A 16991-nucleotide genomic window follows, 5' to 3' on the forward strand; every position below is an offset into this window, starting at 1 on the left:
CTGCGGAGCCACGCCACGCCGATACGCCCGTGCGAAGACCGCCGACCGCGCTCTACACTCATGACCCAATAGGCGCCCGTAGCTCAGTTGGATAGAGCGTCGGACTTCTAATCCGAGGGTCGCGGGTTCGAATCCTGCCGGGCGCGCCACGTCTGACCAGGGCATTCGCGAACACACCGCGAACGCCCAGCGCCGCGTTCCCCCTTCGCCCATATGGCCGCTCGGCGGCCCGCCGACGTTTGTGGACATCCCCGCGCTGGCGGACGCACTCGCGGAACTTCCGGGGTTCCAGACGCTCGCCCCGTCGGAGTCGAACGGTCCGTTCCCCGCCGTGGGCCAACAGACGACATCGAGTACTGACAGCCCGCCAACCTCGGTGAAGCGCTTTTCAACCACCGGGACTGACGCCGCCGGAACCCGGCCGTCCCACTGCCCTCTCCTGACGCCGCACGACAGCGCCTAAGCTTCATGCCTTCATTGCCGCGCTTTGGCCGGACTTGGGAACAGCGGATGGTGAGCTGAAAAGGGAAAGAAGGGAAAGGGCGATGAATGTCAAGAAAACGCATACCGTCATATGGTCGTTGTCGTTGTCGCTCGCCGTCCTGGCGGGTTGTGGTGGAGTGACGCAGAACCGGGCCACTCCGGCGGCCGCCACCTCACCGGCCGCACCGGCGCCGACCGCCACCCGGACCGTCACCGCGAAACCCACGCCGACCGTCACCAAGACCATCGAGAAGCACATCTACCGCGACCGTGAACTCCCCGAGGTCCCTTCCGGGTCGTTCGTGGACGACTATGAGAACGCCGGTATCCGGGCGCCTTCCGGCTGGGCCTTCCAGACCGCCGAGGAGGTCTGCACCACATGGCTGTCCGGGCGTTCCAGGAGCAGTACCGACTCGATCCTCCTCGACGGCGGGATCTACGCCAACCATCTGCGTTCTTTCAGCGACATCATCGAGACGTGGTTCTGCCCCGGCGCCCAACCCTGATGCGGTCGTGCACGACACATTCGGGCCCTGCTCCGGCTCCGGTTACGCTCTGACGTCCGGTTTGGTCGCGTGTGGGGGATGGATGTCGGTCGTCGGGTCCGCCGTGCTGCGCGGTGGCGTGGTGTTCGGCGTGGCCGTGCTCGGGTTCGCGTTCGCGGCGGCCGGTTACCTCTGGTGGGACACGAGCGGTGCGGCGCTGATCCTTGTTCCTGGGCTGATCGTTGCGCTGGTCGCGTTGGGGTGGTTGTACAGGTCGCGGCGGCCGCTTCGGTTCAAGGGTGTGCCGCTGGCCTTCGGCGTCCTGGCGCTGTTCTGCCTCAATCTCGTCGGTGTCGTGGCCGTGCGGGACATCGCGATGACGTGGGTCGGTGTCGATGCCGAAGCCGTCGTCGAGCGGGCCTGGACTACACAAAGCCGCAGCTCCGATATCCATCACTGCACGTTGCGCCTTTCTGATGGCACTCCCATTCCGCGTGAACTCGCCACCAACTGCGAAGGGTCCGAGCGCGGCGACACCATGCGGCTCGTCATCGACCCCCGCGGACGCTTCGCGCCGGTCGGCGGCTCCAAAGCGGACCTGTCCACGGTGGGCGAGAGCCGGGTGACGGCCGTTGCCGCGCTCGTGCTGCTGGGCTCGGTCGCGATCGGGAGTGTGCCCGACAAGCCCCGGCGCGCCGCCGGGTCGGTAGGACGGCCCCGTGCGGCGCGCCGCTGAAGGGTCCGGGCAGCCGGTCGGCCGCCCGGACCCTTCCGTCACTTCACCTGGCCGGGGATGCGGCCGTAGGTGTTCGTCATCCGCACCGCGTGGGTGGTGTCCTCGGTGACCGTCACGGTGCCGGGATCGATGCGCACCTTCTTGACGCGGACCTTGCGGTTCTTGCCACGGTCGGGCTCGGTGACCGTGCAGGTCGTCCCGGTCGGCAGGCCGCTGATCCTGGCCACCGGGTAGGTCCCCCGCCGCTTCTTGGCCGACAGGTTGTACTCGCGGACGAGCTTGCCGCCCGACGGATAGGCGCAGCTCACCTTGATGGTGACGCGCCCCTGCCGTCCGGCGCCGGTACCGGCGATCGTCTTGGTGACCTGCAACCCGCCGGTCGCCCGGTCGTAGGTGTCGGTGACCCGGACCGTGACCGTCCCGTCGGTCGGGATGGTGACCCGTTGCGGGGTGATGACGACCGACCTGACCTTCACACGGCCGTTGTCGCCCGCCGACGTTTCTTCGACGGTGCACACGCTTCCGGTTGGTATCCCTCCGATCCGCAAGGAGTGGCGGCCTCCCGATGCTCCCGCCTTGAGCGTGCGCGTGTAGCGGGTCACCTTGCCTTGCGGGTCGGTGCAAGTGACCCTGAGAGTGACCTGACCCTGGAGTCCTGCGCCGCTTCCCTGCACGGACTTCTGGATGACGAGGCTCCCGGCGTCGTAGCGGGTGATGCGCGCGCCCGCGCGTGCGGTCAGCTGCTGCGTTTTCGCCAGGATGAGTTTCTGCGCGGTGTCCATGCCCGGATTGGTGCCGTCGTAGAGATAGACCGCGCTTTCGCCGATTTCAACGGTCCGGTTGAGCACGAAGCCCTGCGGATCGGTCTCGGAGCTGCTGCGCACCCACAGCCGGTCGCCGGGGCGGACGGTGTCCCCCTCGGCCAGGCGCTTCTTGCCTTCGGCGTCGGCGAACACCTCGACGCCGCGCAGCTGGATCGTCGCCGGGCCGTCGCCGGAGACCGTGAACGGCCCGACCAGGTCGCCGGTCGAGGGCGCGCGCATGGTGGTCGGCTTCACCGACAGCTCGGGCGTGGACGGTTCCTTGGCCGGTCCGTTCGCCAGCGCGTCGGCGACGATCTGCGACACCAGGCCGTAGTGCGGGTCGGACGGCGCGAGCACCAGCTTGTCGGTGAGGAACCAGATCGCCAGCTGCACCGCCGCGGCCCGGGTCCTGTCGTCGGCCGCGCCCGCCGGTTCGTTGGTGGTCGGGAAGTAGTTGTGCAGGATGTAGCCGACGTATCCGAGGTTGGGCACGTGCGAGCTGTTCCAGTCGCCGAGCTTGTAGTTCACGCCTACCCGGGTGTCGGTGTTCAGGTCGATGCAGTACGCCTCGGCGGTCTTCCCGCTCGGGCCCTGGTCGGTGATCACCATCGTTCCCGCGTAGGTGCTGCCGTGGGGCGTCGAGCCGGCGGGCAGCGAGGACGGGTAGCCGGTGAGCGGGTCCATGTCGTCAGGTCCGTCGTAGGCGCCGGTGACGGTGAGGCCCGAGCCCAGGCTGGTGATCTGCGCGTCGGTGAAGAAGCCCGGCGCGTCGCGCGGGCCGGTGGGGATGGCGGGGTCGGGTTCCGCCCGCGCGACGGGCGTGAGGCACACGACCATCGCCAGCAGGCCCGCCAGCAGCGCGGCGATCTTTGTTCGCATGGTGAAGGGTTCTCCGATCGAATCACGAGCCGATCCGGTCGGACTCGCCCTTACTCCCGTTCTGTCGAAATTGCCTTTCCCGTGCGCATGATCCGCCCAACGCCCCGAACGATCTCTTTAGACCGCAAAGCCGATTTCATGATCATTTTTAGGGCCGGTGGAATGTCGTAGGCGTCCGGCACAGTGTTCCCATGGACTGGGAACCCTGGCTGAGGCGCTGGAGCGAGGAATGGGTCCGCAGCTCGGAGCCGGACGAGCTGGACCCGGACGTCCTGTGCGACCGCTGGCTCGGTTTCGCCCCGGCGGCCCCCGAGGCCGTCGCCGCGGCGGAGGCGCGGCTCGGCGTGGTGCTGCCGCCGTCCTACCGGGAGTTCCTGCTGACGACGGACGGCTGGCGCGACGCCGGGATGTTCGTGTGGCGGATGCGCGACACCGGCAACCTGGCCTGGCTGCGCGACGTCGAGCCGTACTGGGAGGAATGGGAGGACCTGGGCTACGAGAACGCCACTCCTTCTGGCGAGAACCGGTTCACCCGGGGTCTGATGATCTCCCTGGAAACCGACGCGGGCGTGCTGTTCCTCGATCCGGGCGATGTCGACGACCAGGGCGAGTGGGCCGCCTACAGCCTGTTCTCCTGGCATGCCGCGCCGCCGGTCCGTTTCCAGTCCTTCACTGCGCTGATGGAGAGCCTGTACGCCGAGTTCCACCAGATGCGCCGTCCCGAGGGCGAGACGCGCGACGCCACGGACGCCTCCGTCGAGCAGGCGCGGATCGACGCCCTGGCGGGCGCGGCCGACGACGCCGGAGCCCGGCTGGCGCAAGCCGAGGAGTTCGGTTCCGAGCTCGCCACCCTCCTGCGCGTCCAACTCCTGTTCTTCCAGGACCGCTCGTACGAAACCGAGATGTTGCTGGGCCGGTTGTTGTACTCCTCCCTCGTCGCCGAGGGGCTGTTCGAGGGATCCTTGTTCGCCGAGGAGATCCTGCCGCTGCTGTTCGTCCAGCACGCCCGGAACGCCTCGGTCGGCCACAACTCGCTCCTGCAATCGGCGCTGACCAGCGACCGCCCCGACCTCCTGCTCCCGGTGGCCCGCCACCAGGCCCGCCTACGGCGCGGCGACCATCGCCTGAACTACGGCAATCCCGAGTTCGACGCCCCCGTGCGGGAGGCCCTGGAGCAGCACGCCGCCGATCCCGACGCATTGTGGGAGGCGGTGCTCGACGCCCTGCCGCACTGGCGGCCCAGGTCCGCCGCCCATATCGCCCCCATCGTGCTGCTGGCCGAACCGCTGCTGGCCCGGACGCTCACGCCCGAACGCGGCCACCGGCTGCTGGCGACCCCGCGAGGTGACCGATGAGACCGATGCCGATGAGACGGATGAGCCCGTTCCCCAGCCGCGACGACGCCGCGGCGGCGCTGATCGTCCGCGAGTGCGGCGGGGACCACGACTTCCCGTCCGACGCAGGACTGACGCCTACCGGAACCGAGACCGACCCCACCGGGGAGACCGTCAACGTCCGCCGAAATCCCTGCCTCCGGTGCGGGACGGTCGAGGTGACCCGCTGGCGTCCCCCCGAACCGTCCGCAGAGGCTCAGACCTTCATCGCCGTAGGCACTCTGGAACCGCCCGACCCCGGAGACGTCCCCGGCGTCGCCGAACGCGCGTTGCGTCTGACAGACCAGGAGTACGCCGCCTACCTGGCCGAATGCGGCTACTCCGGCGGCGTCCCCGCCGACTTCGCCCCTGACCGGCGCGCGACGGCCACCCCGCAACGGCTCGACCTGCGCGTGCAGGTGCGGGCATGGCAGTTCGCGCTGATGGGGCGGCATCGCTCGCTGGGCGAGATCGTGCCCGTCCCGCCGTACGCCGAGTCCGCCGACTTGATGGACGCCGTCCCCGACGCCGTGCTGTTCTGGGCTCCCGTCGAGGACGGCGACCTCCACCTGCCCGTGCAGATCTCCACGGCCGATCCGGGCCCCGATCCCTCCCACGACCGGTACGCCGAGATCAGTTGCCGCTTCGCCACCGGGCACGTCGCCCTCCGCCAGCTCGGCGGCCCCGCCCTGGACCTGCCGCCCCTCCCCGCCGGGCACGGCGACTACCGGCTCCGCTTCCACACCGGTGCTTCCGGTTGCCTGCTCCAGATCTGGCACCAACCGCGCACCAGATCCCTCACCACGGAGGTCAGTTGATGGGTTTCAGATACCGGGCGAAGAACTCCTCTATCCGCTTCCACGCGTCGGCGGCCGCTTCCGGGTCGGGGCCGATGTTCGCTATGCGGGTCAGCGGGAGCACCATCTTCGGGGCGTTCTCGGCGTCGTTCAGGAAGGAGTGGCCCGCCTGCGGATACTCCTTCACGTCGTGCGGGACGCCCGCCCGCGTCAGCGCCGCCTCCAGCTTGGCGGCCGCCTTCGGCAGGGTCCGGTCGCGGCCGCCGTAGCTGCCGACGACCGGGCAGGCGTCGGCCAGCGCGCGGTCGATCTTCCGGGGCAGGACGCCGTAGTTGGCGGACACGGCCCCGTACCCGCCCTGACCCGCCGCCACCAGGGCGAACGCGCCGCCCATGCAGAAGCCGATCAGGCCCACCTCGCCCGTGCAGTCGGGATGCGCGACCAGGGTGCGGCGGGCCGCCTCGATGTCGGCGTAGGCGCGGCCCTTGCCGGACAGGGCCGCGCGCAGGGTCGAGACGAGGCAGCGCCGCGCCCCGCCGTCGCTGAACAGATCCGGCATGAGCACCAGGTAGCCCGCCGCCGCCAGCCGCTCGGCCTGCCGGACCATGACGTCGTCCACGCCGAAGATCTCGTGCACGGCGACCACCCCGGGCCAGGGGCCCGGGGTCTCCGGGACGGCGAGCCGCCCGCCCAGCCGGGCGGAGCCGCCGAGGCTCCTGCTCAGCTCGGACAGGTCGAGGGTCGTGGTCATGCTGGTCTCCTCCGGGCCGACGATCTCCGGCCACCCTTACCGCGCGCCAGGGGGTTCGCGCCACCCGCGCGGATCTCCACGACCGCCCGGCGTCGCTGGACGCGGGCTTGGCCCGCATGGGCCACGGCCCGCCCGGCACCGAACGACTTTCGTCCCGTCAGCTGCGGAAAGGCGTGATACGCGAAATAGATTCTTGACTCATTCCAGAAAGTGGGCCAGCCTGTGTCCGTGGTCACACCCGCGGACTTCCAGCAGATGTTGCGCGGGGCCGCACTGCGCGTCACGCGGCCCCGGGTGGCGGTGCTGGGCGCCGTGCACGCGCACCCGCACGCCGACACGGAAACGATCCTCCACGCCGTGCGCCGGGAGCTTCCGAAGGTGTCCCACCAGGCCGTTTACGACTCGCTGCACGTCATGACGGCGGCGGGTCTGGTGCGGCGCATCCAGCCCTCCGGGTTCGTGGCGCGCTACGAGTCACGGGTCGGGGACAACCACCACCACATCGTGTGCCGGTCCTGCGGGGCCATCGCCGACGTCGACTGCGCCGTCGGCGAGGCGCCCTGCCTGGCCGCCTCCGACGACCGCGGCTTCTCGATCGACGAGGCCGAGGTCGTCTACTGGGGCCTGTGCCCCGGCTGCTCCACCCAGCGAAGTTCCTGAGCATCGCGATCCCCCCGGTCCGGAAGGATTCCCATGTCCGAAAACCATGACGCGATCGTCACCGACGCCAAGGACCAGAGCGCCGAGGGCTGCCCGGTCGCCCACGACCGCGCCCCGCACCCCACCCAGGGCGGCGGCAACCGCCAGTGGTGGCCCGAGCGCCTCAACCTGAAGGTCCTCGCCAAGAACCCCGCCGTCGCCAACCCGCTCGGCGCCGACTTCGACTACGCCGCCGCGTTCACCGGCCTGGACCTGCCGGCCGTCAAGCGGGACATCGCCGAGGCGCTGACGACCTCGCAGGACTGGTGGCCCGCCGACTTCGGGCACTACGGCCCGTTCATCATCCGCATGGCCTGGCACAGCGCCGGCACCTACCGGATCAGCGACGGCCGCGGCGGCGCCGGGGCCGGGCAGCAGCGCTTCGCGCCCCTCAACAGCTGGCCCGACAACGCCAACCTCGACAAGGCCCGCCGCCTGCTGTGGCCGGTCAAGAAGAAGTACGGCCAGGCACTGTCCTGGGCCGACCTGCTGATCCTGTCGGGGAACGTGGCGCTGGAGTCGATGGGCTTCCAGACGTTCGGTTACGCGGGCGGCCGCGAGGACGTGTGGGAGCCCGACGAGGACGTCTACTGGGGCCCGGAGCAGGCGTGGCTGGACGACCAGCGCTACAGCGGCGACCGCGAGCTGGAGAACCCGCTCGCCGCCGTCCAGATGGGCCTGATCTACGTCAACCCCGAGGGCCCGAACGGCAACCCCGACCCGCTCGCCGCCGCGCGCGACATCCGGGAGACCTTCCGCCGGATGGCCATGAACGACGAGGAGACCGTCGCGCTCATCGCGGGCGGCCACACCTTCGGCAAGACCCACGGCGCGGGCCCGGCCGACAGCGTCGGCCCCGACCCCGAGGCCGCGCCGCTCGAACAGCAGGGCATGGGCTGGAACAACACCTACGGCACCGGCAAGGGTGGTGACACGATCACCAGCGGTCTGGAGGGCACCTGGACCAACACCCCCACGACCTGGGACAACAGCTTCTTCGAGATCTTGTTCGGCTACGAGTGGGAGCTGTTCAAGAGCCCGGCCGGGGCGCACCAGTGGCGGCCGAAGGACGGCGCCGGCGCGGGCACCGTGCCCGACGCGCACGACCCGGACAAGACCACCCACCCGACGATGCTGACGACCGACCTGTCGTTGCGCTTCGACCCGGTCTACGAGCCGATCTCGCGGCGCTTCCACGAGAACCCGGCCGAGTTCGCCGACGCCTTCGCGCGCGCCTGGTTCAAGCTGACCCACCGCGACATGGGCCCGGTCGTGCGCTACCTCGGCCCGGAGGTCCCGGGCGAGACGCTGGTGTGGCAGGACCCGATCCCGGAGGTGACGCACGAGCTGGTCGACGCCGCCGACGTCGCGTCCCTCAAGACGCAGGTCCTGTCCTCGGGCCTGACGGTCGCCCAGCTCGTCACGACCGCGTGGGCGTCGGCCTCGACGTTCCGCGGCGGCGACAAGCGCGGCGGCGCGAACGGCGCGCGCATCCGCCTCGAACCGCAGAACGGCTGGGAGGTCAACGAGCCCGACGAGCTGGCGGCGGTGCTGCGCGTCCTGGAGGACATCCGGGAGTCGTTCAACTCGGCCCAGGGCGGCAAGCAGATCTCGCTCGCCGACCTGATCGTGCTGGCCGGGAGCGCGGCCGTCGAGAAGGCGGCCAAGGACGCCGGGTACGACGTCGAGGTGCCCTTCACGCCGGGCCGCGCCGACGCGTCGCTGGAGCAGACCGACGTGGAGTCGTTCACCGCGCTCGAACCGACCTCCGACGGTTTCCGCAACTACGTGGGCAAGGGCGACCGCCTCCCGGCCGAGTTCCTGCTGATCGACCGGGCGAACCTGCTGACGCTGAGCGCCCCCGAGATGACGGTGCTGGTCGGCGGCCTGCGCGTGCTGGGCGCGACCTACCAGAAGTCGCGGCTCGGCGTGCTCACCACGGCCCCGGGCACGCTGACCAACGACTTCTTCGTCAACCTGCTCGACCTGGGCATCCGGTGGAAGGCGACGTCGGAGGACGAGACCGCGTTCGAGGCGCACGACAAGGAGACGGGCGAGGTGAAGTGGACCGGGAGCCGCGTCGACCTGGTCTTCGGCGCGAACTCGGAGCTGCGCGCGCTGGCGGAGGTCTACGCCGGCGATGACGCGAAGGAGAAGTTCGTGCGGGACTTCGTCGCGGCGTGGGACAAGGTGATGAACCTGGACCGCTTCGACCTGGCCTGATCCCAGAACGGCCGGGCCGACCCACCCCCCGGGGTCGGCCCGGTCCCGTCTCGGGGCAACGATCGGTGAGCCTCGCTCATCGTTGCCGGTCGGCGGCCTGCCGGACGAGTTCGGCGAACGCGCGGACCCGGGCGGTCTCGCGGGCGGCCGGCCAGAGCAGGCCGTAGTCGATCGTCGGCGCGTCGTGGAAGGGCACCATCACGACGCCCGGATGCGAGTAGTACCGCGCGGCCCGGACGGCCGCGGGCGAGACGCCCTTGCCCGAGCCGACCAGCGAGACCGCCTCCTGCCAGTACGTCACGCCGGGGCCATGCGGGACGGGCTGCCCGGACGGGGTGCTGCGCGGGTAGAGGGCGTCCAGCCAGTACTGCGGGATGGCCGCGCCCGCCATGGGGATCAGGGTCGTCTCGGCGAGGTCCTCGACCGACACCGAGGCGCGTGCGGCGAACGGGTGCCGCGCCGGGACCATGAGCCCGCGCGGCTCGGCGAAGACCACGGGCCCGACGGCGATGTCGGGTTCGCGGATCGGGAACTCGGTGAGCTGGAGATCGACCTCGTCGACACGCATCGGGCCGAGGGGATCGTTGAGCTGCACCTCCCTGATGTGGACCTCGGCGTCGGGATGGCGTCCCCGGAACAGGTCGGCGGCGGCGATGACGGCCTCGCCCGACCACGAGCCGGAGAAGCCCACGCGGATCGGACCGGCGAAGCCGCGCGCGGCGGTGCGGGCCTGGTCGAGGGCGCGCTGAATCTGCTGCTGGGCCGGGAGCAGGCCGTCGCGGAGCTGGCGTCCGATCGGGGTGAGGGCGACGTGGCGGCTGGTGCGGTCGAAGAGGGAGGCGCCGATCTGGCGCTCCAGCTTCTTGACGATCTGGCTGACGCGGCCCTGGGCCAGGCCGAGACGGTCGGCGGTGCGCCGGAAGTGCAGCTCCTCCGCGAGCGTCAGGAACGTCTCGATCTCGTGCCGTTCCACGCGCCCGCCCTCTCACCGGTGAGTCCGGCTCACCGGTCCTGTCCCACATCGTTCTTGTTCCGGTCATTCTCGACCACGGATTGTGGAGGTGTCCAAAAAGCGACCCCCTCCGTGAAGGAACCATCGTGATGAAGGCCACCAAGCGCCGCACCGTCCTGCTCCTGCCCGCCCTGGCGCTGACCTTGGGGGCCACCGGCACCGTCGCCGCCGCCCAGCCGCCGAGCGCCGCCCCGTCCCACACCGGTGGCTGGACGCTGGGCTGGGCGGCGGCGATGCAGCGGCCCAGCGCGGGCTTCGAGCCGAACTGGTCGGAAGCGGGTTTCTCCCACCAGACCGTCCGCCAGGTGGTGCGCGTGACCGCCGGTGGGAAGGGCGCGCGCATCCGGCTGTCCAACCAGTACGGCGGCTCGCCGCTGAAGGTGGCGGGCGCGACGATCGCGCGCACCGGCAAGGGCGCGGCGGTCAGCCCCGGCTCGTTGCGACAGCTGTCGTTCGGGCGCGCCGCCTCGACGGTGATCCCGGCGGGCGGGCAGGCGACCAGCGACGCCGTCGACCTGAAGGTCAAGCCGCTGGAGTCGGTGACGGTGACCCTCTACCTGCCCGAGACCACCGGCCCGGCCACCGCCCACCTCCAAGGCTACGCCACCTCGTACCGGGCCGCCGGGGACCGCCGGGCCGACGCCACCGGATCGGCGTTCACCGCCACCACGCACTCCTGGTACTACCTGTCGGGCGTGGAGGTGACCGGCGCTCCGGCGCGGCGCGACACCGTCGTGGCGCTCGGCGACTCGATCACCGACGGGTTCGGCGCCGTCAACGACAGCAACACCCGCTACCCCGACCAGCTCGCGAACCGCCTGGCCGCCGCGGGCCGGCCGCGTCCGGTCCTGAACGCCGGGATCGGCGGCGGCATGGTGTTGTCGGACTCGGCCTGGTACGGCGAGCGCGCCGGGACGCGGCTGCGGCGCGACGTGCTGGACAACCCCCGGGTCGGCACCATGATCGTGCTGGCCGGGCTCAACGACATCGGCTTCAGCGAGATCGACGTCCCGTCCTTCAAGCCGAACCCGGACCGCAGCGTCGCCGAGCTGATCGCCGGGCACCGCGACCTGATCCGCCGCGCGCACGCCAAGGGCGTCAAGGTGATCGGCGGCACGCTGCTGCCGATGAAGGGCGCCGACTACTACACGCCGCGTGCCGCCGCCAAGATCGCGCAGCTGAACCAGTGGATCCGGACCTCCGGCGAGTACGACGGCGTCGTGGACTTCAACAAAGCCGTCGCCGACCCGAGCGACCCGCAGCGGATCGCCCCCCGCTACGACAGCGGCGACCACAAGCACCCCAACGCGGCGGGCTACGCCGCCATGGCCGCCGCCGTCGCCCCCGTCGTCCTGCGATGAGCGTCGCGGCGCTGCTGCGGCACTTCGCCGACCTGCGCGACGGCACACACGGCCACGCCCCCGCCGCGGCGGCACGCGACCGTCCAGGCAAGGACGTGCTCTTCCTACGAGCGGTGCCACTCCTGGACCCCTTCGCCCGCCAGGCGTTGGAGGAGCTGAACGGTTCCCTGCTCGCGGACACCGGCGAGATCGCCGCGTCCGGCGCACGCCGCACGGGCGAGCGGGGCTGGGAGGCGCTGTGGGAACTGTCCTGGCCCGAGCAGCGAGCAGCCAGAATCGGCGCGATCCGATTGCACGCCTTCTACGGGGCAGGGTTCCACCACCCGCACCTGCAAGGCGGCACAGTGGGCCAGTGGCCGCTGAACGTCTTCACCCCCGAACAGGCGGCGGCGGAACTCCCGACACTACGCGCGATCGCGGCCGCCGACCTGCACAACCTGGTAGCCCAACGCGACCACCACATCATCCCCGCACTGAAGAGAGGCACCCCCAGCCAGGAAGGCGACGAGCACGAGAAGCATTGAGAGCAAAGCAGAGCCCCGGCCCCTGAGAGCCGGGGCTCTACTGCCGGAGGTCTAGTCGGCCTTCAAGCGTCCCACCAGCACACGCAGGATTTCGCGGTCAATGGTGAGGTGCCCGGCTTCCGGGGCCCGACTGTCCCGCACGCCCACGGAAGCGCCGAGGTCGGCGAGCTCCACGCACGCGCCGCCCGTGTCGTTGGACCGGGAAGCCTTCCGCCAGGCGATCTTGCTCATATCCATGTCCCGCCGATCACCCTTCGGATGCGCTTCCGGCCCTCGCCAAGGAAGATTGGGCCGCTTCGTTCGAAGCCCTAGGAATACTTGATGCGCCCCATCAGGGCCTTGAGGACGGTCCGCTCAACCACCAGGTGCCCGCCGTCGGGGTTCTTCGAGTCTCTGACGCCAATGGCCGTACCAAGGTCTCCCAGTTCAACGCAGTCGCCACCCTGATCGTTGCTCCGCCGGGCCTTGCGCCAAGTCACGTTCTCATCCATCGGTCCGACGCAACCTTCCCTATGAACTCGCGGGAGTCAGCGACGCTCAAGGCCCTCCCTTGAAGGGCCGTGAACGCCTTCACGACGTGCAAGATATCTGCCCGCTCGTTCGACGTCACACCCCCTGTGGACGTCTCCTGGTAGAGGAGTTCGTTCCCGTTCTCCTGGGTCGCAAGGGTGAATGACCCCGAGATCCCCCGGTAGTAGGCGGTACGCGCCACCTGGAGCGTCACGTTCTCCCAGTACGACACCTCGAGGAGGCGTTCAAGCTGTTGGCGCATGACCTCGGGCCCACCGACCTCCCGAAGTAGGGCCGACTCTCCGACGACGAGGCTGATCACGGGCGGGGTCGGATTCTTCAAGACGGCTTGCCGACGCATCCGACCTTCAAAGTCGGTGTCCTTGGGCAGTAGCACCCGCGCGTACGCCTCCACCTGAAACAAGCCGTAAGCGAACGTCTCCTGGTAGGAGCGCAGCAGGACAGCGGCCCCTTCAGCCTGCGGGAAGTCGGCAAAGAACTGCGGATAGGGAGCACTCTTGAGCAGATCGTCCCATGCGTCAGCAAGTGCCGTCCCGCTGTCGAGTGCCCCGTCAAGGCGCTCTGCGAAATCTCGACGGCATCTGGTGCTCCCGCCCTCCACCTGACTGATGTAGGACCGGCTGACGGTTGCCACACGGGCCAGTTCGGCCCGGGACAGACCTCCCAGCTCACGAAGCCTGGTGACTTCCCCTCCGAAGGCTTTGAGGGCGGGCGAGGGCTTGCGTGTGGCCACGAGAACCTCCACCGGATGTTAAGCGGAGTGCCACCAGAGTTAAGTACTCCGCTTACGAATGAGGGCTTGCCTGGTGGACGCTACCCCGCCGAGCGCAATGTGTCACGTGTCACATTCGTAGAGTGAGGTGATCGACATGGCGGAGCCCGCAATCCTTGTGACCCAGACCGACCCCGCTCGACTGCACGACGCGCGTCAGTGGGTCGAGAAGACCTTTGCCGCATGGGAAGCCGATTCCTACGTCGGCAAGCTCGTGGTCACCGAGCTGATCGGGAACGTCCGGCGTCACGTCGGCGATCACGAGACAACCGTGCGCGCCTACCCGTGCGAACGCGGCATCTGCCTGGAGGTGACGGACTCCAGTCCGGTCCTGCCCGTGGTGCGTCCGCTCGACCTCGCCGCCGAGAGCGGCAGAGGTCTCGCCGTCCTGAAAGAGCTCACTCGGACGCTCGGCTGGAATCACACGGATGGCGGGAAGGTCGTCTTCGTCGTCCTGGAGACGGCCGGTGCTTGATCGGGAGGTCGCCGAGTCCCTGGCGCTGGTCTCGCTCATCCGGGGTCTGCGACGGCACGAGGGCGTCCAGGCCATCCTGCGGACGCCGAAGAACGGGCGGCCTTACGCGCAGGTGGCGCGCAATGAACCGGTCCGCCACGAGTACCGCCGCATCATCGCCGAAGGCTCCGTCTACATCTCCATCCACGGCGTCACACCACTGGACCGCGTCATCGACCTGGTGAGGCTCCTCGTGACCACCCGATGAAGGAGGGGAAGGGAAGGACTTCAGACGCCGCGTGCGTTGGTGGGGTCCTTCTCTCTGTAGACCCTCGTATTAGAAGTCCGATGCTCTACCGGACGTACCTGGGTACCGGCTCGTAGCTTGGAAGTGGTCTGCGCAGGTGCTCCACGCCTGGGTCGTGAGCAGGAGCTTACGCAGCGGGTCTCTGCTGGTGAAACGAGGCGTCAGGTCGTTGCGCGTGCGCCGGAAGCCTTCCGGAAGATCGCCTTGCCGCACGTCTATCCCTTCCTCGTCGGATGGGCGGTCATGCCTGGTGCTGCTCGACCTGGCCCAGCGCTGTCGGGTGGGTTGTTTGGCCGCCTGTCAGGATGGGGCGCATCGCGTTGTGGAGGGGTTGCTCGTGTCCGACGTTTCGTCTGAGCTGTCGCAACATCCTGATCGGCTTCGCTGGAACGCCAAGTACCTGGATGGGGGCAACACCTCTTTCTCTCCTCATCCCTTGGCTGTCAGGGCGCTGGCTGAGGGGTTGCCGGACGGGCCTGTGCTCGATCTTGCTTCTGGGCCTTCGGGTAGTGCCTTGCTGGCTGCTGAGGCTGGGCGGCGGGTTACGGCTGTGGATGTTTCTGAGGTCGCGCTTGAGCTGCTGGTGGGAGAGGCTCGGCGGCGTGGGGTCGACGGGCTCGTCTCGCTTGTGCACAGCGATCTTGCAGTGTGGCGGCCTCCGTGTGGCTTCGCTCTTGTTTTGTGCACTGGGTTTTGGGAGCGGGCGGTTTTTGATGCGGCTCTGGAGGCGTTGGAGCCGGGTGGGTTGTTGGGGTGGGAGGCGTTCACTGTTGGGGCTCGGGAGGTTCGGCCTGGGTTGCCTCTTCGGTGGTGTCTGGGGGACGGGGAGCCTGCTGCACTGCTTTCGGATGGGTTCGCTGTTTTGGAGCAGCGGGATCTTCCCAACCTCAAGCGTCGTCTGCTCGCTCGGCGTGAGCCGGGATCTGAATGAGATGGCAGTGCGACCTTCGGGGCTGATGCTGTAGGCGGGTGACGTCCAGCGGTGGAGGCCAGGGTGCGTCGGCGGATCGTCTTGTGCGGGCTGGTGCTCCTTCTTCTCGCCGGTTGTGGCGGGCAGCAGGAGCAGCGCAAGCCTGGAGCCTGGGTTGAGGTCGCCCTTCTGGCCGATGGGGATGCGCAGGTCGATTTCTACGGGGCGCGGCTGAGTAGTTCGGTAGAGCAGGTTCGGGCTCTGGCGCGGGACGTTGCTTTGGCTGTGTTTCCGCAGGCTGGGGCGTTGCGTGTGGAGGAGGCCGGGGCCGGGCGGCGTTTCTTCCGTGTTCAGGTTGAGCGTGCTTATCGGACGGGTCGCCTTGTGCGGTTGCGGATCGGTACTGCTGGGGTTTGGCGGCTTCTTGCTGCGCAGGGTTTTAGTGAGGGCGGGTTCCGGCTCTGGGTGCCGTCCGTGCCTGTGGAGGTTCAGACCTCCCCCAGGGTGCACACGTTGGGCGAGTTCGCTTGGCGGTTGCGGGGAGGTGAGCCTGCTCCGGAGTTGCGCGTTGTTATGAGGCCGCAGCCGTTGCGTTGGGGTGCGGTTGCGCTTCTTCCCCTGGTGGGGGTGGCGGGAGTTGGGCTGGCGTTCTTTCTTCGGCGTCGGTGGGTTGCCATGCCTGCGGCCGTGGTTGGTGTGGTGGCCGGGCTTGTCGCGCTTTCTGTTGGGGCCGGGAAGCAGGGGGACAATCTTGGTGTCGCCGGGATCGTTCGCGGGGAAGCGTTGGAGATCGTTACTGCTGTTCCGCTGGCCGCTGTGCCGCTGGTCCTGCCCGCTCTGATGATGCTGGTCGTGCTGGGTGGTCTAAGGCGGCGGCCTGGGGCGGTCGTTGAGGAGCGGCCGCGTGCGTCCGGCGTGTTCTGGTGACGTCCTCACATGCCGTGCAGGGCCCGCTTGATGATGTTGGGCGTGAACTCCGGCCGCTTCGCCTCGGTGACCAGCGTGTTGAACACGTGCCAGTGGCGTTCGATCTCCGCCCGGTCGCTCGGGTAGACGGCGCCGTCCAGCCGTTCCAGGTAGAGCAGGTCCGGCAGGCCCCAGTCCAGGAACCGCACCAGCGTCAGCGGTCCGCTCGTCGCCGCCGCCAGGCCGCCGGTCTCGAACCCCACCACCTGCAACGTGATGTTGGGCCGCTGGCACTCCTTCAGCAGGAACTCCAGCTGCTCCACCATGACGGCACGCTCGCCCACCCGGCGGTGCAGCACCGCCTCGTCCACCACCGCCCACAGGTTCGTCGGGCGCGGGCGGCGGCGCAGGATCTGCCGGCGCCGCATCCGGACCTCGACGCGGCGGTCCAGCTCCCGCTCGGAGATCCGCGGGTGCCGGGCGCGGACGATGCACCGCGCGTAGCCGGGCGTCTGGAGCAGCGTCGGCACCATCTGCGCGTCGAACGTCCGCACCAGCTGCGCCGACTGCTCGGCGCCCAGGTACCGGTGCGTCCACGGCGGCAGCACGTCGTGGAACCCGGCCCACCAGCCCGGCACGTCCGTCCTGGCGGCCAGGGCGAGCAGGCGGGCGCGCTCGGTCTCGTCGTCCAGGCCGTACAGGAGCAGCAGCGCCAGCAGCAGTTCGCCGTCGACGCCGGAGCCGCCCCGCTCCAGCCGGCCGATCTTGGACGACGAGGCGCCCACGGCCTTGCCCGCGTCGGCCCTGGTGTAGCCCGCCGCGTCGCGCAGCTCGCGCAACCTGCGGCCCAGCAGGGTGCGCGGGACGAGCGGGCCGGTCGGAGTACCCATGGAAGCGTCACCGATCGGAGTCGTGGCTGAGAGCAAGACCGCACCTCATCCGGGACGTCGAACTCACGGCCGTTACAACATCACCCTAGACGAGT

The 16991-nt window shown here is 69.5% G+C and carries 19 protein-coding genes and 1 tRNA gene; 13 read left to right on the forward strand and 7 right to left on the reverse strand.

From position 1 onward, the window contains the following. Positions 1–72 precede the first annotated feature (72 nt). The 3 genes from AH6_RS11135 to AH6_RS11145 all read left to right on the forward strand — a co-directional run bounded on the left by AH6_RS11135 (position 73) and on the right by AH6_RS11145 (position 1704). Positions 73–149 (forward strand) — tRNA-Arg (locus AH6_RS11135). Between the two features lie 396 nt (positions 150–545). Continuing rightward, a complete protein-coding gene (locus AH6_RS11140) occupies positions 546–989 on the forward strand; it encodes a hypothetical protein (RefSeq protein ID WP_157431403.1) in 444 nt (147 codons plus the stop codon). Between the two features lie 82 nt (positions 990–1071). Further along, positions 1072–1704: a hypothetical protein gene (locus tag AH6_RS11145; RefSeq protein ID WP_067477872.1), complete on the forward strand. Its 633-nt coding sequence runs from the start codon at positions 1072–1074 to the stop codon at positions 1702–1704. 38 nt (positions 1705–1742) lie between these two features. Here the strand turns inward: AH6_RS11145 and AH6_RS11150 are convergent, their stop codons facing one another. Beyond that, positions 1743–3386 (reverse strand): thioester domain-containing protein, encoded by a 1644-nt coding sequence (locus AH6_RS11150; protein WP_067477875.1) that lies wholly within the window; start codon positions 3384–3386, stop codon positions 1743–1745. 191 nt (positions 3387–3577) lie between these two features. Here AH6_RS11150 and AH6_RS11155 point away from each other — a divergent pair, with 191 nt between their 5' ends. Then, complete coding sequence (locus AH6_RS11155; RefSeq protein WP_067477878.1) at positions 3578–4741, forward strand: SMI1/KNR4 family protein; 1164 nt, start codon at positions 3578–3580, stop codon at positions 4739–4741. 20 nt (positions 4742–4761) lie between these two features. Further along, complete coding sequence (locus AH6_RS11160) at positions 4762–5577, forward strand: hypothetical protein (RefSeq protein WP_067477881.1); 816 nt, start codon at positions 4762–4764, stop codon at positions 5575–5577. On the opposite strand, the gene AH6_RS11165 is transcribed toward AH6_RS11160, so the two are convergent. Next, positions 5570–6307 carry a dienelactone hydrolase family protein gene (locus tag AH6_RS11165; protein WP_067477884.1) on the reverse strand — a complete coding sequence of 246 codons (738 nt, stop codon included), beginning with the start codon at positions 6305–6307 and terminating at the stop codon, positions 5570–5572. The genes AH6_RS11160 and AH6_RS11165 overlap by 8 nt on opposite strands. 255 nt (positions 6308–6562) lie before the next feature. On the opposite strand from AH6_RS11165, the gene AH6_RS11170 reads away from it, so the two are divergent. Together AH6_RS11170 and katG are read left to right on the forward strand one after the other, a co-directional pair. Next, positions 6563–6967, forward strand: coding sequence for a Fur family transcriptional regulator (locus tag AH6_RS11170; protein WP_067477990.1), 405 nt, complete (start codon positions 6563–6565; stop codon positions 6965–6967). Positions 6968–7000: 33 nt separating this feature from the next. Next, positions 7001–9229, forward strand: coding sequence for a catalase/peroxidase HPI (katG, locus tag AH6_RS11175; protein WP_067477887.1), 2229 nt, complete (start codon positions 7001–7003; stop codon positions 9227–9229). 76 nt (positions 9230–9305) lie between these two features. On the opposite strand, the gene AH6_RS11180 is transcribed toward katG, so the two are convergent. Further along, positions 9306–10202 carry a LysR family transcriptional regulator gene (locus AH6_RS11180; protein ID WP_067477890.1) on the reverse strand — a complete coding sequence of 299 codons (897 nt, stop codon included), beginning with the start codon at positions 10200–10202 and terminating at the stop codon, positions 9306–9308. A gap of 128 nt (positions 10203–10330) precedes the next feature. Between AH6_RS11180 and AH6_RS11185 the strand changes: the two genes are divergently transcribed. Both AH6_RS11185 and AH6_RS11190 read left to right on the forward strand, forming a co-directional pair. Next, positions 10331–11602, forward strand: a complete 1272-nt coding sequence (locus AH6_RS11185; RefSeq protein ID WP_067477894.1) for an SGNH/GDSL hydrolase family protein — start codon at positions 10331–10333, stop codon at positions 11600–11602. Beyond that, complete coding sequence (locus AH6_RS11190; RefSeq protein WP_067477899.1) at positions 11599–12126, forward strand: hypothetical protein; 528 nt, start codon at positions 11599–11601, stop codon at positions 12124–12126. Before AH6_RS11185 ends, AH6_RS11190 begins: the two co-directional genes overlap by 4 nt. A gap of 51 nt (positions 12127–12177) precedes the next feature. Here AH6_RS11190 and AH6_RS11195 read toward each other — a convergent pair whose 3' ends face one another. The 3 genes from AH6_RS11195 to AH6_RS11205 form a co-directional block, all read right to left on the reverse strand. Further along, on the reverse strand, positions 12178–12357 hold the full coding sequence (locus AH6_RS11195; protein WP_083982624.1) for a DUF397 domain-containing protein: 180 nt from the start codon (positions 12355–12357) through the stop codon (positions 12178–12180). Between the two features lie 77 nt (positions 12358–12434). After that, on the reverse strand, positions 12435–12617 hold the full coding sequence (locus AH6_RS11200; RefSeq protein WP_067477905.1) for a DUF397 domain-containing protein: 183 nt from the start codon (positions 12615–12617) through the stop codon (positions 12435–12437). Further along, on the reverse strand, positions 12602–13390 hold the full coding sequence (locus tag AH6_RS11205; protein ID WP_169807835.1) for a helix-turn-helix domain-containing protein: 789 nt from the start codon (positions 13388–13390) through the stop codon (positions 12602–12604). Before AH6_RS11205 ends, AH6_RS11200 begins: the two co-directional genes overlap by 16 nt. Positions 13391–13526: 136 nt before the next feature. Here AH6_RS11205 and AH6_RS11210 point away from each other — a divergent pair, with 136 nt between their 5' ends. The 4 genes from AH6_RS11210 (at position 13527) to AH6_RS43650 (ending at position 16027) form a co-directional block, all read left to right on the forward strand. Then, positions 13527–13904, forward strand: a complete 378-nt coding sequence (locus tag AH6_RS11210) for an ATP-binding protein (RefSeq protein ID WP_245679269.1) — start codon at positions 13527–13529, stop codon at positions 13902–13904. Continuing rightward, the gene (locus AH6_RS11215; RefSeq protein WP_067477914.1) at positions 13897–14151 is read left to right on the forward strand and encodes a hypothetical protein; all 255 of its coding nucleotides are present in this window, start codon (positions 13897–13899) and stop codon (positions 14149–14151) included. The genes AH6_RS11210 and AH6_RS11215 overlap by 8 nt, the downstream gene beginning before the upstream one ends. Before the next feature lie 517 nt (positions 14152–14668). Beyond that, positions 14669–15121 (forward strand): SAM-dependent methyltransferase, encoded by a 453-nt coding sequence (locus AH6_RS47035; RefSeq protein ID WP_373861771.1) that lies wholly within the window; start codon positions 14669–14671, stop codon positions 15119–15121. Between the two features lie 654 nt (positions 15122–15775). Next, positions 15776–16027, forward strand: a complete 252-nt coding sequence (locus AH6_RS43650; protein ID WP_157431404.1) for a hypothetical protein — start codon at positions 15776–15778, stop codon at positions 16025–16027. Between the two features lie 5 nt (positions 16028–16032). On the opposite strand, the gene AH6_RS11225 is transcribed toward AH6_RS43650, so the two are convergent. Beyond that, entirely contained in the window at positions 16033–16896 is an 864-nt protein-coding gene (locus AH6_RS11225; RefSeq protein WP_067477921.1) for a DUF5753 domain-containing protein, read from the reverse strand. Positions 16897–16991 lie beyond the last annotated feature (95 nt).

It is taken from the genome of Actinomadura hibisca NBRC 15177, from assembly GCF_001552635.1.
Classification (GTDB): Bacteria; Actinomycetota; Actinomycetes; order Streptosporangiales; family Streptosporangiaceae; genus Spirillospora; species Spirillospora hibisca.

Coding starts and splice junctions, on each gene's coding strand:
- AH6_RS11140 (WP_157431403.1), top strand. CDS start 546: ATGAATGTCAAGAAAACGCATACCGTCATATGGTCGTTGTCGTTGTCG.
- AH6_RS11145 (WP_067477872.1), top strand. CDS start 1,072: ATGTCGGTCGTCGGGTCCGCCGTGCTGCGCGGTGGCGTGGTGTTCGGC.
- AH6_RS11150 (WP_067477875.1), bottom strand. CDS start 3,386: ATGCGAACAAAGATCGCCGCGCTGCTGGCGGGCCTGCTGGCGATGGTC.
- AH6_RS11155 (WP_067477878.1), top strand. CDS start 3,578: ATGGACTGGGAACCCTGGCTGAGGCGCTGGAGCGAGGAATGGGTCCGC.
- AH6_RS11160 (WP_067477881.1), top strand. CDS start 4,762: ATGAGCCCGTTCCCCAGCCGCGACGACGCCGCGGCGGCGCTGATCGTC.
- AH6_RS11165 (WP_067477884.1), bottom strand. CDS start 6,307: ATGACCACGACCCTCGACCTGTCCGAGCTGAGCAGGAGCCTCGGCGGC.
- AH6_RS11170 (WP_067477990.1), top strand. CDS start 6,563: ATGTTGCGCGGGGCCGCACTGCGCGTCACGCGGCCCCGGGTGGCGGTG.
- katG (WP_067477887.1), top strand. CDS start 7,001: ATGTCCGAAAACCATGACGCGATCGTCACCGACGCCAAGGACCAGAGC.
- AH6_RS11185 (WP_067477894.1), top strand. CDS start 10,331: ATGAAGGCCACCAAGCGCCGCACCGTCCTGCTCCTGCCCGCCCTGGCG.
- AH6_RS11190 (WP_067477899.1), top strand. CDS start 11,599: ATGAGCGTCGCGGCGCTGCTGCGGCACTTCGCCGACCTGCGCGACGGC.
- AH6_RS11195 (WP_083982624.1), bottom strand. CDS start 12,357: ATGAGCAAGATCGCCTGGCGGAAGGCTTCCCGGTCCAACGACACGGGC.
- AH6_RS11200 (WP_067477905.1), bottom strand. CDS start 12,617: ATGGATGAGAACGTGACTTGGCGCAAGGCCCGGCGGAGCAACGATCAG.
- AH6_RS11210 (WP_245679269.1), top strand. CDS start 13,527: ATGGCGGAGCCCGCAATCCTTGTGACCCAGACCGACCCCGCTCGACTG.
- AH6_RS43650 (WP_157431404.1), top strand. CDS start 15,776: ATGCCTGCGGCCGTGGTTGGTGTGGTGGCCGGGCTTGTCGCGCTTTCT.
- AH6_RS11225 (WP_067477921.1), bottom strand. CDS start 16,896: ATGGGTACTCCGACCGGCCCGCTCGTCCCGCGCACCCTGCTGGGCCGC.